This window comes from Micromonospora sp. NPDC057141, assembly GCF_042670805.1.
In the GTDB taxonomy this organism is placed as follows: Bacteria; Actinomycetota; Actinomycetes; order Mycobacteriales; family Micromonosporaceae; genus Micromonospora.
Genome location: NZ_JBHUVA010000014.1, coordinates 65,842 through 80,759 on the forward strand (window position 1 = coordinate 65,842; position 14,918 = coordinate 80,759).

The 14,918-nt window shown below is 75.8% G+C and carries 15 protein-coding genes; 3 read left to right on the forward strand and 12 right to left on the reverse strand.

The features are described 5' to 3' along the window. Positions 1 to 33: 33 nt before the first annotated feature. From ACFT41_RS11400 to pepN, 8 genes are all read right to left on the reverse strand, one after another. Positions 34 to 2,451: a ComEC/Rec2 family competence protein gene (locus ACFT41_RS11400; protein WP_377613804.1), complete on the reverse strand. Its 2,418-nt coding sequence runs from the start codon at positions 2,449 to 2,451 to the stop codon at positions 34 to 36. Beyond that, positions 2,448 to 3,341 (reverse strand): helix-hairpin-helix domain-containing protein, encoded by an 894-nt coding sequence (locus tag ACFT41_RS11405; protein ID WP_377589505.1) that lies wholly within the window; start codon positions 3,339 to 3,341, stop codon positions 2,448 to 2,450. Before ACFT41_RS11405 ends, ACFT41_RS11400 begins: the two co-directional genes overlap by 4 nt. A gap of 492 nt (positions 3,342 to 3,833) precedes the next feature. Next, entirely contained in the window at positions 3,834 to 3,980 is a 147-nt protein-coding gene (locus ACFT41_RS11410) for an SDR family NAD(P)-dependent oxidoreductase (RefSeq protein WP_377589492.1), read from the reverse strand. Then, the gene (locus ACFT41_RS11415) at positions 3,980 to 4,900 is read right to left on the reverse strand and encodes a DegV family protein (protein WP_377589493.1); all 921 of its coding nucleotides are present in this window, start codon (positions 4,898 to 4,900) and stop codon (positions 3,980 to 3,982) included. Before ACFT41_RS11415 ends, ACFT41_RS11410 begins: the two co-directional genes overlap by 1 nt. Positions 4,901 to 4,971: 71 nt before the next feature. After that, complete coding sequence (locus ACFT41_RS11420; RefSeq protein WP_377589494.1) at positions 4,972 to 5,601, reverse strand: histidine phosphatase family protein; 630 nt, start codon at positions 5,599 to 5,601, stop codon at positions 4,972 to 4,974. After that, positions 5,598 to 6,008: a ribosome silencing factor gene (gene rsfS, locus ACFT41_RS11425; protein ID WP_377589495.1), complete on the reverse strand. Its 411-nt coding sequence runs from the start codon at positions 6,006 to 6,008 to the stop codon at positions 5,598 to 5,600. Before rsfS ends, ACFT41_RS11420 begins: the two co-directional genes overlap by 4 nt. Positions 6,009 to 6,118: 110 nt before the next feature. Continuing rightward, positions 6,119 to 6,715 carry a nicotinate-nucleotide adenylyltransferase gene (nadD, locus tag ACFT41_RS11430; RefSeq protein ID WP_377589496.1) on the reverse strand — a complete coding sequence of 199 codons (597 nt, stop codon included), beginning with the start codon at positions 6,713 to 6,715 and terminating at the stop codon, positions 6,119 to 6,121. 91 nt (positions 6,716 to 6,806) lie between these two features. Further along, on the reverse strand, positions 6,807 to 9,323 hold the full coding sequence (gene pepN / locus ACFT41_RS11435; RefSeq protein ID WP_377589497.1) for an aminopeptidase N: 2,517 nt from the start codon (positions 9,321 to 9,323) through the stop codon (positions 6,807 to 6,809). Between the two features lie 67 nt (positions 9,324 to 9,390). Between pepN and ACFT41_RS11440 the strand changes: the two genes are divergently transcribed. Beyond that, a complete protein-coding gene (locus tag ACFT41_RS11440; protein ID WP_013287999.1) occupies positions 9,391 to 9,609 on the forward strand; it encodes a DUF397 domain-containing protein in 219 nt (72 codons plus the stop codon). Between the two features lie 105 nt (positions 9,610 to 9,714). On the opposite strand, the gene ACFT41_RS11445 is transcribed toward ACFT41_RS11440, so the two are convergent. After that, entirely contained in the window at positions 9,715 to 10,116 is a 402-nt protein-coding gene (locus ACFT41_RS11445) for a hypothetical protein (RefSeq protein ID WP_377589498.1), read from the reverse strand. A 277-nt stretch (positions 10,117 to 10,393) separates the two neighbouring features. Between ACFT41_RS11445 and ACFT41_RS11450 the strand changes: the two genes are divergently transcribed. After that, on the forward strand, positions 10,394 to 11,641 hold the full coding sequence (locus ACFT41_RS11450) for a cytochrome P450 (RefSeq protein ID WP_377589499.1): 1,248 nt from the start codon (positions 10,394 to 10,396) through the stop codon (positions 11,639 to 11,641). A 114-nt stretch (positions 11,642 to 11,755) separates the two neighbouring features. Here the strand turns inward: ACFT41_RS11450 and ACFT41_RS11455 are convergent, their stop codons facing one another. Next, on the reverse strand, positions 11,756 to 12,166 hold the full coding sequence (locus ACFT41_RS11455) for a hypothetical protein (protein WP_377589500.1): 411 nt from the start codon (positions 12,164 to 12,166) through the stop codon (positions 11,756 to 11,758). Positions 12,167 to 12,297: 131 nt separating this feature from the next. Between ACFT41_RS11455 and ACFT41_RS11460 the strand changes: the two genes are divergently transcribed. Further along, complete coding sequence (locus ACFT41_RS11460; RefSeq protein ID WP_377589501.1) at positions 12,298 to 12,777, forward strand: DUF4383 domain-containing protein; 480 nt, start codon at positions 12,298 to 12,300, stop codon at positions 12,775 to 12,777. 32 nt (positions 12,778 to 12,809) lie between these two features. Here ACFT41_RS11460 and ACFT41_RS11465 read toward each other — a convergent pair whose 3' ends face one another. Together ACFT41_RS11465 and obgE are read right to left on the reverse strand one after the other, a co-directional pair. Further along, entirely contained in the window at positions 12,810 to 13,259 is a 450-nt protein-coding gene (locus ACFT41_RS11465; protein WP_377589502.1) for a GNAT family N-acetyltransferase, read from the reverse strand. A gap of 137 nt (positions 13,260 to 13,396) precedes the next feature. After that, positions 13,397 to 14,875: a GTPase ObgE gene (obgE, locus tag ACFT41_RS11470; protein WP_377589503.1), complete on the reverse strand. Its 1,479-nt coding sequence runs from the start codon at positions 14,873 to 14,875 to the stop codon at positions 13,397 to 13,399. Between the last annotated feature and the right edge of the window lie 43 nt (positions 14,876 to 14,918).

A 14,918-nucleotide genomic window follows, 5' to 3' on the forward strand; every position in this document is an offset into this window, starting at 1 on the left:
CTCTCCATCACCAATGCCACCAATACCTACGGGTCATCCCGGGCGTCGTCCGGGCGGCACGCCTCTGACCACCACGGCCATGCCGTCGTCGCCACCACGCACCACCGCCACGTCCCCGTCGGTGTCCGTGCGCAGCACCCGGGCCCCGCCCCGCACCAGCCTGGCGAGCACGGCCTCGTTCGGGTGCCCGTACGAGTTGTCGACCCCGACCGGCACCAGCGCCACGCTCGGCCGGACGGCGTCCAGGAACGCCGGCTCCTGGTAGGCCGACCCGTGGTGGGCGACCTTCAGCACGTCGGCCCGTACGCCGTCGGGCGGCATGCGGTCGAGCAGCGCCCGCTGTTCCTCCGTCTCGGCGTCCCCGGCGAGCAGGATCCGCACCCCGGCAACCGTGGCGCGCAGCACCAGCGAATTGTTGTTCGGGTCGGACCGGGTGCCCCGCAGCGGGTACGGCGGCCCGAGCACGACCAGCTCCACCCCGCCGTCCCGGTACGCCCACCCGGCCGCGGCCGGAGCCACCGCCGCCCCGCCCGCCGCAGCGGCGGCCCGCACCAGGTCCCGCCCGGCGGCGGGCTCGGGCCACTGCGGGGTGCGTACCGCCGCGACCCGGCGCCCTCGGAACACCCCGGCGACCCCACCGGTGTGGTCGACGTGGAAGTGGCTGAACAGCAGCAGCGGCACCTCGCGTACGCCGAGCCGCCGCAGGCAGCCGTCCACCGCCGCCGGGTCCGGTCCGGCATCGACCACCACCGCCCGGCCGGCGGCCACCGGCAGCACCAGCGCGTCCCCCTGGCCCACCGCGCACGCCACCGCCACCCAGCCCTCCGGCGGCCAGCCGCCGGCGACGAGGCGGACCGGCAGGGTGCCGGCGACCACCGCGACGGCGACCACCGCCACCAACCGGCGCACCACCGGCCGCCGGGTGGCGATCAGCAGCGCCACTGTCAGCCCGGCCAGCAGCAGCGCGCCGGGCGCCCCGTCCGGCCAGGGCAGCGTGCCGGCAGGCAGCCGGGCACCGTAGCGGGCGACCGTGACCAGCCACCAGGCCGGCCAGCTCGCCAGCCACGCCGCGAACTCCGCACCTGGGGGCCAGGCCGGGGAGAGCACCGCCGCCGCCACGCCGAGCACCGTGGCGGGCGCGATCGCCGGGACGGCCAGCAGGTTCGCCGGGACCGCCACCAGGCTCACCGTGCCGGAGATCCCGGCGACCACCGGACCGCAGGCGAGCTGCGCGGCGGCCGGCACGGCCAAGGCCTCCGCGAACCCGGGCGGCACGCCCCTCCGGCGCAGCCCGTCGCGCCACCCGGGGGCGAGCAGCAGTAGCCCGGCCGTGGCCAGCACGGACAGGGCGAACCCCGGGTCGCCGGCCAGGTCCGGGTCGAACAGCACCAGCGCGGCCACCGCCGCGGCCAGCGCCGGCAGGGCCGCCCGGGGCCGGCCGGCGGCCAGCGCAGCGAGGCCGATCGCGCCCATGGTGGCGGCGCGCACCACGCTCGGCGAGGGGCGGACCAGGATGACGAACCCGACCAGGGCCAGTACGCAGAGCCCGGCGGCCAGCCGGGGACCGGCCCTGGCCCACCGGGCCAGCAGCAGCACCGCACCGACGACAATCGCCACGTTGCTCCCCGAAACAGCGTTCAAATGGGTCATTCCCGTCGTTCGGAAATCCTCCTCCACGGTCGGGAGCAGTCGGCTGGTGTCGCCGACCACGAGGCCGGGCAGCAGCCCGCCCTGCTCGTCGGGCAGCGGCTCGCAGGCGCGTTGCAGGCCGGCCCGGAGGGTGCCGGCGGCCCGCTGCGACCACGGCGGCGGCCCGTTCGGCGTCGGCGGGCCGCGCACCGTGAGCACCGCGGCGGTCAGATCGCCGCCGCGCGGCGCGCCGAGTCGCCCCTCGGCGGTGAGCCGCTGCCCGGGCAGCAGTGCCCGCCACGCCGGGTCGGTGGCGAGCAGCAGGACCCGCAGCGGTGCGGCGACGCGCGCACCGTCGGGCCCGGTCAGGGCGACCAGCTCGGCCCGTACCAGTAGGGTCGCGGGCCGACCCGCGACGCCCCGGATCGGGCGCGGGTCGTCCCGTACGACCAGGTCGGCACTGACCATGGCCCGTTCGTCGACGAGCGCTCGGACGGCGGGGGCGTCCCGGACGCCGAGCCGGGCGGCTGTCGCCGTCGCCCCGCACACCACGCCGAGCAGCACGGCCACGGCGATCCACCCGTGCCGCCGGACGGAGTCCGCCGGGCGCCCCAACCGGCCGAGCAGGTGCGCCGCGACGAGTGCGGCCAGCCCGGCCGCCCCGGCGGCGAGCAACGCCGCCGACCGGGCGCTCAGATGCAGGCTCGCCAGCGCGGCCAACCAGGCGGCCACGGCCAGCCCGGCCAGCCGCAGGTCAGGCCCGTCCACCGCACCGGCGATCCGGTCGACGGGCCCGTCGGGCGACCCCGCGCTCCCACTCACACCGTCACCAGTTCCTTGAGCTGCTCGTACCGGGAGTCGCCGATGCCCTCCACCTGGCGCAGGTCGCCCACCGAACGGAACCCGCCGGTGCGGTCGCGGTGGTCGAGGATGCGCTGGGCCAGCACCGGCCCCACCCCGGGCAGCGTGTCGAGCTGGGCGAGGGTGGCCGTGTTCAGGTTGATCGGCCCGGCGGGGGCCGCCGGACCCCCGCCGGCAGGCTGCCCGGGGACGGCCGGGGCGGCACCGGGCTGGCCCGGCGGGGCGGTGACGCCGACCAGGATCAGCTCGCCGTCGACGACCTTGCGGGCCGGGTTGAGCAACGCCACGTCGACGCCGGGCAGCGCGCCGCCGGCCGCCTGCACCGCGTCGCCGACCCGCGCGCCCGCCGGCACCCGGACCAGCCCGGGGCGGCGCACTTTGCCGGCGACCGCCACCACCAACTCGCTGCCCGGGCTCGGGCCGGCGGCCGGCGCTCCGGCCTCCGGTGTCACCCCGTGGCCGGCGGCGGCGGACGGCTCGGCCCGGACCGGTTCGGCCTGCGGGCGGGAGCGCCACGCCCAGAAGCCGGCGGCGAGCACCACCGCGACGGCGACTGCCGCCAGCGCCCGCACTCCCCGCCGGCCGGGATCGAACGCGCCGGGCCCCGGCAGCCGCGACGGCCACGACCCGGACCCCGGATCGCCGTCGGGGCCGGGCATCGGCTCGCCGGTACGCGCCGGATCGTCGCCCGCGAGCAGCGCAGCCCGCCCCGGATCGTCGCCCCCGATCAGCGCAGCACGTGCCGGGCCGTCGCCCGGGAGCAGACCGGGGACGGGAGACGACGCGCGGGCGACCCGTCGCCCCGAGCCGGGGTGCCGCTCCCCCGGCCAGGGCACCGGCCGTTCGACCACCGGCTCACCGGCGAGCGGCCACCGGTCCTCAGGCGGCACCACGACGGCCCGCCCGCCCATCGGCCCCGGCCCCAGCGGCGATCCGGCCGCCTCGGGCCGCTCGACCGCCGGTGGCACGACCGGCGCAGCCGGCACGGCTGGGCGTACCGGGGTCCCAGCCGACGGCGGGCCGTCCGCCAACCATCGCAGCCGCCGCCGTACGACCGTCTCCTCGTCGTCTGACACGGCGCGAGGTTAGGCCGGGACGCGGACCTTCCGGGACCCGCCGATCGCCGACTGTGGACAAGGAGGACCCCTGTGGACAACCGCCTGATCATGCCCACCGTGTGCTACGGCGAGGCCACAACGTCCAAGGCCCGCCTCCTGAGCCCTCAGGGGGCAACAGCTCGGTCCACCGGGCGCCGCCCCGGCCCGGCCAGCGGCCCGGAACCGGCGGTCGGCCGTCGCGGCGCCGACCTCGTCGCCGGCGTCGCCGGCCACGGCGCGCACCCGTTACCCGGCGGGGTGCGCCCGGGCCCACTCCGTCGTCGCCGGGTCGCGTTCCAGCGCCACCACCGTGTCGCCGGGGGCGAGCAGCCGCTCGACGATCGCCCGGCCGATCCCCTGGCCCCCGCCGGTCAGCACGAAGGAGCCGCCCATCAGCGGGCCTCCGGCTCACCAGCCGAACCCACGCCGGCCCGGCCCGTGCCGGGACCCGCCTCGGCCGGGCCGGGGCGGCGGTGCACGACGACGCAGGCCAGCCCCGGGCCGGCGTGCGCCGCGACCACCGCGCCGGCCTCCGTGACGTACGCCGAGCGGACCCGGCCGCCGAGCCGGTCGGTGAGCGCGGCGAGGAGCTGTTCGGCGCGGTGCGGGGCGGCGAGGTGGTGCACGGCGAGGTCGACGTCGCTGTCGCCGGCCGCCTCGACGGCGAGGTCGACCAGGCGGGCCACGCCCCGGCTGGCGGTGCGCACCTTGTCCTTGAGCACGATCGCCCCGTCCGGCATGTGCATGATCGGCTTCACCGACAGGGCGGTGCCGAGCAGGGCCTCGGCCGCGCCGATCCGGCCGCCCCGGCGCAGGAACTCCAGCGTGTCGACGTAGAAGTAGATCGTGGTGCGGTCGATCGCGTCGGCCGCCGCGCGGCGTACCCCCGGAAGGTCGGCGCCCCCGGCGGCGGCCTCGGCGGCGGCGAGCGCCGGGAAGCCGAGGCCCATGCCGGTGGAGCGGCTGTCGACGACCGCGACCCGGTCGCCGCCGACCTCGGCGGCGGCCAGCCGGGCGGCCTCGACGGTGCCGGACAGCTCGGCCGACAGGTGCACCGAGACCACCGCGTCGGCACCGGCGTCGAGCAGCTCACGGTACGTCCGCGCGAACTGCTCCGGCGACGGCCGGGAGGTGCTGACCGAGACCCGCCGGCCGCTGAGTGCCCGGGTGGCGTCGTCGGGGAACGTCTCGACGCCCTCCAGCCCCTCCGCGCCGTTGAGCACCACGGTCAGCGGGACGACGGTGAGCCGGCGCTGACGCACCAGCTCGGGCGGAAGGTAGGCGGTGGAGTCGGTGACGACCGCGACGGGCATTCCGGCACCGTAGCCGATGCGGGCTCGAACCGCCGGGGCCACCTGGCCCGACTGCCCCGGACGCCGCCGGCTCAGACCGCCTCGGCCGCCGCCGGTGCGCCCAGCACGCCGACGTTGTGCGCGCGCAGATGCCAGCCCCGCACGCCGCTGTCGCGCAGCTCGGTCCAGTGGCAGTTGCGCAGGGAACCGATCGCCCGCAGCACCGCATGATCCCAGCCGAGCAGGTGTCCGCAGCCCTGCCGGGCCGCGCCGCCGTGGGTGGCGACCACGATCGTCCCGCCGGGCGCGGCGTCGGCCGCGTCCTGCAGGGCGGCACCGACCCGTTTGCCGAGATCGTCGAGGCTCTCGATGTCGGCACCCGGGTCGGGGTCCCCGGCCCGCCAGCGGGCGTGCTCGTCGGGGTGGCGCCGCGCCGCCTCGGTGAGCTCCAGCCCCTGCCACCGCCCGAAGTGCCGCTCGCGCAGCCGGGCGTCGGCGCGCACCGGCAGGCCGGTGAGCGCGGCGAGGGCCGCGGCGGTGTCAGCGGCACGGCGCAGGTCGCTGGCCACGATCGCGTCGGGGCGCAGCGCCGCGAGCAGCGGCGCGGCGGCGGCGGCCTGCTCGCGGCCGAGGTCGTTCAGCGGTACGTCGGTCTGGCCCTGTACCCGGCTCGCGGCGTTCCAGTCGGTGTTGCCGTGCCGCCAGACGATCAGTCGGGTCATTCGGCCGGTGCGGTGCCGGCGGTGGCGTCGGCCTCGACCAGGTCCCGGTCGACGAACGGGATCTGCGGGCAGTCCTTCCAGAGCCGGTCGAGGGCGTAGAACTCGCGCTCCTCGGTGTGCTGGACGTGGACCACCATGTCGACGTAGTCGAGCAGCACCCAGCGCCCGCCCCGCTCGCCCTCGCGCCGGACCGGCTTGGCCTTCTCCGGCAGCTCCAGCAGCCGCTCCTCGATGGCGTCGACGATGGCCAGCACCTGACGCTCGTTGGGGGCGGCGGCGAGCAGGAACGCGTCGGTGATGGCGAGCTGGTCACCCACGTCGATGATGACGATGTCCTGCGCCTTCTTGTCGGCCGCGGCCTGGGCGGCGGCCATCGCCAGCTCGTGAGCGCGTTCGGAAACTGTCACCGTTCTCCTTCGATCAACCGTGCGACCCTCCAAGCGTCTCACACCCGGCGACGTGACGACCTGTCGGTTCTGGCCGGTTTCCGGGACGAAACACCCTGTATCCGGCGCGATTACCGCTGATAGAGCCGCCGTTTCGCGATGTACTGCACCACACCGTCGGGCACCAGGTACCACACCGGTTCGCCCCGGGCCACCCGGGCGCGGCAGTCCGTCGACGAGATGGCCATCGCGGGCACCTGCACCAGGCTCACCGTGTCGGCGGGCACGTGCTCGTCGGTCAGCTCGAACCCGGGGCGGGTGACGCCGATGAAGTGGGCCAGCGCGAAGATCTCGCCGAGATCCTTCCAGGACAGGATCCGCTCCAGCGCGTCCGCCCCGGTGATGAAGTACAGCTGCACCTTCGGCCCGTACTCGGCGTGCAGGTCGCGCAGCGTGTCGACGGTGTAGGTCGGCCCGCCCCGGTCGATGTCGACCCGGCTGACCTGGAACCGCGGGTTGGACGCGGTGGCGATCACCGTCATCAGGTAGCGGTCCTCGGCCGGGGTGACCGGCTGGTCCGTCTTCTGCCACGGCTGCCCGGTCGGCACGAAGACGACCTCGTCCAGCCCGAACCGGTCGGCCACCTCGCTGGCCGCGACCAGGTGACCGTGGTGGATCGGGTCGAACGTGCCGCCCATGATCCCGACCCGCCGGATGTCTTCCCGCACCCGGAGATCGTATGCGGGCCCCGACCGGTGCCGGCCCCGACCCTGGTCGCGGACGCGACCCGGGCCGGGGAGGTGCCGGAAACGGGGCGGATCAGGCCGAGGCGGCGGCCACGGCGGTGCGGGCCACCAGTGCGCGGCGCAGGTCGTCGTCTGCGTCGGTGACCACGCGGCGCAGGCCGGGCGTGACGTCGTCGCGGGCCAGCAGCGCCGCGGCCAGCTCCCGGGTGCGCTGCGCCACGGCGTAGCGGGGGTAGGCGTCGGCCGCCACCTGGTCGGCTACCCAGGGGGTACGTCTCCGCGCCGCCGCCGGCATGTCGGCGAAGTACCGCTCGACGTACGGCCGGGTCAGCTCGGCCTGCTCGGGCTGCCAGAACCCCTGCGCGGCGGCCTCGACCAGCCGGTTGGACAGCTCGGTGTTGCGCACCACGATCTCCCACGCCGCCGCCTTCGCGCCCGGGTCGGGCAGCGCGGCCCGGCACCGGGCGGCCCGCTCGGCGCCCGTGGCGCTCGGGTCGGCCGCCGCCTCGGTGGCGATCTCGGCCTCCCCGGCCGCGCCGAGCACCACCAGCCGGCCGAGCAGCGACCAGCGCAGCTCGGTGTCCACGGCCAGCCCGGCGGGGACGCCCTCGCCGGCCAGCCAGCCGGCGAGCAGGCCGGCGTCGGTGCTGGCGCCGATCAGAGCCCGGGCGGCGGCGAGCTGCCGCGACCCGCCCGGCTCGGCGGCGGCGAGCAGCCGCTGGCAGGCCCCGGCGAGCCGGAGCAGCGCCGCGTCCCGGGCGAGGGGGTCGAGGTACCGGTCGACCAGCGGCCGGACGGCGCGCAGCACGTCCTCCACGATGATCACCTCGGTCTCGCCGGGGAGCGCTGCGGCCACCAGCTCCACGAGGGCGACGACGGGCCGCTCGCCGTCGGTGGCCGCGTCCAGCCCCTCGCCCCACAGCAGGGCCCGGGCCAGCGGGTCGGCCAGGGCCGGCAGCACCAGCGGCACCGCGTCGACGGAGGCGGGATCGAGGCGGATCTTGGCGAAGGTGAGGTCACCGGCGTTGGGCAGCAGCAGCCGGGCGGGCGGCTGCCCGCGCAGTCCGGCGAGGACGGTCCGGCCGTCGTCGGCGTCCGGGTCGAGGTCGACCTCGTCGCGGGTGACCGTGCCGTCGGCGGCGTACCGGGCGACGCCGACGCGGTGCGGGCGCAGCACCGGGTGGCCCGCCGGGGCGGTCTGCACGATCGCCGCCTCCGCGTACCGGCCGTCGGCGTCGAGCGTCACGTCGACCCGCAGGGTGTTCACCTGGGCCCGGCGCAGCCAGCGCTCCGCCCAGCCCGACAGGTCCCGCCCGGCCGCGGCGGAGAGTGCGCCGAGCAGGTCGGCGAGGGTGGCGTTGCCGAACCGGTGCGCCGCGAAGTGGGCGTTCAGCCCGGCCAGGAACGCGTCGTCGCCGAGCCAGGCGACGAGCTGACGCAGGACGCTGGCGCCCTTGGCGTACGAGATGCCGTCGAAGTTGAGCAGCGCCAGGGCCGCGTCGGCGACCTCCTCGGGCGCGACGGGGTGGGTGGACGGGCGCTGGTCGGCGGCGTACCCCCAGCCCTTGCGGCGCAGGGCGAACGTCGTCCACGCCCGGTCGAACCGGGTCGCCTCGGCGGTGACCCGGGTGCCGAGGTACTCGGCGAACGACTCGTTGAGCCACAGGTCGTCCCACCAGCGCATGGTGACCAGGTCGCCGAACCACATGTGAGCCATCTCATGGGCGATGGTGGTGGCCCGCAGCTCGCGCTGGGTGTCGGTGACCGCCGACCGGAAGACGAGGTCGTCGCGGAAGGTGACCAGGCCCGGGTTCTCCATCGCGCCGGCGTTGAACTCCGGCACGAACGCCTGGTCGTACTTGCCGAACGGGTAGCGCTCGGCGAACAGCTCGTGGAACCGGTCCAGGCACTGCCGGGTGACGGTGAGGATCTCCTCGACGTCGGCGTCCAGGTGGGCGGCGAGGGAACGCCGGCACCAGACGCCCAGCGGGATGCCGTCGTGCTCGGCGCGACGCACGTGCCACGGCCCGGCGATCAGCGTGACGAAATAGGGGGCCAGCGGGGCCGTCGGGGCGAACTCCCAGCGCCCCGGCCGGGGCGTGGCGGCCAGCGCGCCGTTGGCGGCGACCGTCCACTGCGGCGGGGCGGTGACGGCGAGCCGGACCGGAGCCTTCAGGTCGGGCTGGTCGAAGGCGGCGAAGATGCGCTGCGCATTGTCCAAAAAGGACATGGCGTAGAGGTACGTCTCGTCGTCTGCGGGGTCGACGAACCGGTGCAGCCCCTCTCCGGTGTTCGAGTAGGCCATCTCGGCCTCGACGACCAGCGTGTTGGCCTCGGCGAGGCCGGTCAGCGGCAGCCGGTTGCCGGCGAGCGTGGCCGGGTCGAGGGGTCGCCCGTTCAGGCGCGCCCCCAGCAGCTTCGCGGGCAGCACCTCGACGAAGGTCTCCGCCCCGGGGGTCGCCCGGAAACGGATCGTGGCGTGCGAGCGGAACCGCTCGTCGCCTGCGGTCAGGTCGAGGTCCACGTGGTAGGACTCGACGGTAATCAACGCGCCACGCGCGGTCGCCTCTACACGGCTCAGGCTCGGCATCCGCTTATCCTGCCCGATGGGGAACCACACTCGTTTCCCGTCACGGCATGCGATGGAGGAAGCAACAATGGGTCAGCACCCCAAGGGCGACTTCGACCTGTCCCGGGCGGTCTGGCAGCGGGCCGAGGGCGACACCTCGGAAGGCGCGGTCGAGGTGGCCTTCGTCGACGACCTGATCGGCATGCGCAACTCCGCCGAGCCGGACGGCCCGGTGCTCGTCTTCACCCAGGCCGAGTGGGACGCGTTCGTCGCCGGCGCCCAGGACGGCGAGTTCGACCTGGACTGAACCGGCGGCTCGCCGGGCCGTGATCGTCTGCCGGCACCGGAGACGACATGCGGATGTGCGTCTCCGCGAACGGCAGACGATCACGGCTCGGCACCGAACCGCCCGTCAGTCGCCGTCGCCCCAGCCCAGGCCGCCGGGGCCCGGCGCATGGTGGAAGCCGGGGTGACCGGCCACGTCGGCGCAGCGCTCGCCGTCGGGGCCGACCGCCCCGCAGAACAGCCGCTCGGCCCGGTGCCAGGCGTCGGCCGGGGAGAACGCGGCGGCCCCGAGGGCCAGCTCGGGGCGCAGGGCGCTCAGCCCTTCGGCGTACGCCACGGCCAGCTCGCGGGCCAGGTCGGGCCCGGCGGCGGCGAAGCCGAGATGCACGGTGAACCAGCGCGGCGGCCGCTGCTCCCGGCGGGGCCGGGCGAGCAACGGCCGATCCGGCCCCCCGATGCCGGGCCGGCCCGCGCCCAGCGCGTCGACCGCCCGCCGCTGCCGCCAGTATCGCGACGCGTTCTCCCGCATGTGTCCTCCCCGTCGTGACTGCCCGGACGCCCCGGCCACCGGTGGTGGGGCGCCCCCGGACCGACCGGCCGCCGGCCCGTGCACCCAGCCAACCAGGTTCCCGCCGCCCTGGGAGGGGCCAGCCGGCGGTCGCCGCGCGGGCCGCGCAGCCCGCCGCCGCCCGGCAGGCGGCCGACGGCGCCCGGGTTCGGCGCGCCAGCGTGATTCGGCCGCCGCGAGATGGGTAGACGAACCCCACCGCGCGGTGCCGCCGGGCGGGGAGCATCAGGAGGGTCCGATGGCCAGCACCCCGGCCGACCGCAGCCCGGACAGCACGCTGGCCCTGCTGCGGGAGGGCTACCGATTCATCGGTGACCGCTGCGACCGGCTCGGCACGGACATCTTCCAGGCCCGGCTGCTGCTGGAGCCGACCATCTGCCTGCGCGGCCGATCGGCGGCGGAGCTCTTCTACGACCCCGAGCGCTTCGTCCGGGCAGGCGCGGCGCCGAAGCGGATGCAGCGGACCCTCACCGGCGTGGGCGGGGTGCAGGGCCTCGACGGGCCGGTGCACCACGACCGCAAGGCCATGTTCATGTCGATCATGACGCCGTCGGCGGTCCGGCAGCTCGGCCAACTCTTCGACGACGAATGGCGCGCCCGCGTGCCGGCCTGGGAACGCGCCGGCCGGGTGGTGCTGCACGACGAGGTGTCCCCGCTGCTCACCCGGGCGGTCTGCGCCTGGGCCGGCGTGCCGCTGGCCGACACCGAGGTGACCCGGCGCACCGCCGGGATGCAAGCGATGATCGAGGGGGCCACCGCGCTCGGCCCCCGGCACTGGCGGGGGCTGGTCGGCCGCTGCCGCGCGCAACAGTGGCTCGGGGAGGTCGTCGAACGTGCCCGGGCGGGCATCCTGCCGGCCCCGCCGGGCAGCGCGCTGCGGGCGATCGCCGAGCATCGGGACGACCGGGGGCGGCTGCTGCGCCGCCGGATCGCCGCCGTGGAGCTGCTCAACGTGCTGCGCCCCACCGTCGCCGTGGACCGCTTCGTGGTCTTCGCCGCCCTCGCCCTGCACGACCACCCGCAGTGGCGCGGCCAGGTGCGCGGCGACGACGACGCCACCGAGTGCTTCGTGCAGGAGGTGCGCCGCTACTACCCGTTCTTCCCGGTCGCCGCCGCTCGGGTACGGCGCTCCTTCGACTGGCAGGGACACCACTTCCCGCAGGGGCGACGGGTGCTGCTCGACCTGTACGGCACCAACCACCACGAGGCGCTCTGGCCCGAGCCGGAGCGGTTCCGCCCGGAGCGCTTCGCCGGCTGGCGCGGCGACCCGTACGCGCTGGTGCCGCAGGGCGGCGGCGAGCACCTCACCGGGCACCGCTGCGCCGGCGAGTGGATCACCATCGAGCTGCTGAAGCGGGCGGTCACCAACCTGACCACGACCATGCGCTACGAGGTCCCGCCGCAGGACCTCGCGATCGACCTGCGGCGGATGCCCGCCCTGCCGCCGAGCGGCTTCGTCGTCGCCGACGTGCGACGCGCCGCCTGACCGGCGTGCAAGGAAGGGCCCCCGGTTAACGCATTCTGTTGCACAGGGGCCCTTCCTGACACGCGTCCACCGATCAGTAGCGCACCTGTTCGCGGGGCTGACGGGCGTGGTCCTTCACCTCGTGCGCGGCCGATCGGGTGTCGTCCCTGACGGCGTGACCGCCGTTGCCGTCCGCCGGGTCGGCGTACCCGGTGGTCGTGCCCCCGCCGGGTGGGCCCGTGTCCCGGCCGGGGTAGCCGGAGTCGGGGGTCGGGTCGAGGTGGCCGCCCGAGGGATCTGGTCCGGCACTGCGCGCTGGGCCGGCGGGGTCCGGACGACGGCGGTGCGCTCCGGGCCGTACGCTGCGGTCGGGCCGCCGCCGGTGCCGTCGGACGCCGCGGAGAGGCCCTTGGCCAGCCGGCCGGCGAGCACGCCGAGCACGGCGGCACCGACGACCTCCCGGCCCTGGTCCCTGGCGGTCTGCGCGACCGCGCCGCCCGCGTGCGCGACCTCCGGACCCGCCTGGAGGGCCTGATCGGCGTTCATCCCGCCGGCGTCTCTTGACCCACCCTCGCTCCGGCCGCCCACACCTGATTCCCGGTTTCTCTGCGGGACGTGTCGCCGCGCACACACAATGGAGGATCGGTGCGGTCTGCTGATCCACGGAGGTGACATCGATGGCGCGTGACCGGCAGGGCCCACGGGCCCGGGTGCAGGTGGCCGCCGTCGCGGTGGCCGCGCTCTTTCTGCTGCTCGGCGTGCTCGGCTTCATCCCCGGGATCACCACCGGGTACGACGACCTGACCTTCGCCGGGCACCACTCGGGCGCCGAGCTGCTGGGGCTGTTCCAGGTCTCGGTCCTGCACAACGCCCTGCACCTGGTCTTCGGACTGGCCGGGCTGGCCCTGGCCCGCAGCGTCGCCGGGGCCCGGCTCTTCCTGGCCGGCGGCGGCGCGCTCTACCTCGGGCTCTGCCTCTACGGGCTGTTCGTCAAGTTCGCCGGCAACGAGCAGGGCGCGGCCAACTTCATCCCGCTCAACGGCGCGGACGACTTCCTGCACCTGCTGGTCGGCCTCGGCATGCTCGCCCTTGGCCTGCTGCTGTCCAACCGGGTGGGCACGGGCGGCCGGCTGGACGACCCGATCGACCGCCCCTGACCGGCCGCCCACCGGCCGGTGCGCCCGGCCCGTCAGACGGCCACGGGGAGGCGCTTGGCGAAGCAGCGGCTGTACGGGTTGTCGACGTACTCCCCGTACACCGGAATGGGGGCGTACCCGCAGGAGGTGTAGAGGCCGATGGCCACCGGCAGGTAGCTGCCGGTCTCCAGCCGCAGCTCGGCGTACCCCTGCTGGAAGGCCAGCTCCTCCAGGGCGGCCAGCAACTGCCGGGCGATGCCCCGCCCCCGGTGCGCGGGCCGGACGTACATCCGCTTCAGCTCGCCGGTGCGCGGGTCGAGTTCCTGGATGCCGCCGCACGCGACGGCCCGGCCGGCGTCGACGACCGCGAGGTAGCGGATGTCGTCGTGGGTGAGGGTCGCCTGCCCGTCCAGCCCGCCGTCGGCCTCGCGCAGCTCACGCTGCTGCGCCACGACCAGGGTGGCGATCTCCGGGTCGGTCGTGGGCCGCGATTCGATCAGCATCCCGCCAAGCTATGCGCGGAGGTTTTCCGGCAGGTTTCCGGCGGGCGACCCGGCGGCGGAGGCCCCGCGAGCGGTCGTGGTCGCAGCGGCGGCCCACCCGCCGCCGGGCGGGCCCCTCGCCGAGGTCGCCGGCCGGCCTACTCCTCGTCGTCGTCGAGGTCGGCGTCCGCGGCCGACTCGTCGTCGGTGACGTCGGCCCCCAGCTCGTCGGCGGACCGCACCCGGCGGGCCTTGCGCGCGGCGAGCCGCTCGGCGGCCGAGGCGCGGGTCGACTTCTCCTCCAGCCGCACGTCGGTGCCCCGGTTGCCGGGGACGAAGTCGACGCCCGCGTAGAGGGCGGGCTGCCAGTCGAACTCGCGCTCGCCGATCCGCACCAGGTCGCCGGGCTTGGCCCCGGCCTTGGCCAGCTTGTCCTCGACGCCGAGGCGGGCCAGCCGGTCGGCCAGGTAGCCCACGGCCTCGTCGTTGTCGAAGTTGGTCTGCCGCACCCAGCGCTCCGGCCGGTCGCCCCGGACGGTGAACGAGCCGTCCGGCTCGGCCTCGATGGTGAAGCCGGTGTCGTCGACCGCCCTCGGGCGGATGACGATGCGGGTCGGCTCGGCCGGCGGGGCGGCGGCGCGGGCCTTCTCGACCAGCTCCGCCAAGGCGAACATCAGCTCCTTGAGACCCTCGCGGGTCGCCGCGGAGACCTCGAACACCTGCAGGCCACGGGCCTCCAGGTCGGAGCGGACGATCTCGGCGAGATCCCGGCCGTCCGGCACGTCGATCTTGTTGAGGGCGACGAGGCGGGGCCGGTCGGTCAGCCCGCCGTACTGGCTCAGCTCCGACTCGATGGCGTCGATGTCGGCCAGCGGGTCCCGGCCCGGCTCCAGCGTCGCGGTGTCGATCACGTGCACCAGCACCGCACAGCGCTCGACGTGCCGGAGGAACTCCAGCCCGAGGCCCTTGCCGGTGGCCGCGCCCGGGATGAGGCCAGGCACATCGGCGACGGTGAAGGTGTGGTTGTCGACCCGGACCACGCCCAGGTTCGGCACGAGGGTGGTGAACGGGTAGTCGGCAATCTTCGGCTTGGCGGCGGAGATGACCGAGATCAGCGACGACTTGCCGGCCGACGGGAAGCCGACCAGGCCCACGTCGGCGACGCTCTTGAGCTCCAGCACCACGTCGAGCTGCTCACCGGGCTCGCCCAGCTCGGCGAAGCCGGGGGCCTTCCGCCGGGCGTTGGCCAGCGAGGCGTTGCCCCGGCCGCCCCGGCCGCCCCGGGCCACCTCGAACGTGGTGCCGGCGCCGACCATGTCGGCCAGCACCTCGCCACCGGGGGTCTGCACGACGGTGCCGTTGGGCACCTTGAGCACCAGGCCGCGCCCGTTCGCGCCGTCCCGGTTCGAGCCCGCGCCGCCCTTGCCGTTCTCGCCCTTGACGTGCGGGTGGAAGTGGAAGTCGAGCAGCGTGTGCACCTGCGGGTCGACGACCAGGGTCACGCTGCCGCCGTGCCCGCCGTTGCCGCCGTCCGGGCCGCCGAACGGCTTGAACTTCTCCCGGTGGATCGAGACACAGCCGTGCCCGCCGTCGCCGGCCTGCAGGTGCAGGACGACCCGGTCCACGAACATCGTCACGTCGTCAATCCTTCCAGCGGGATACGTCCCGCGCGGACAAGCC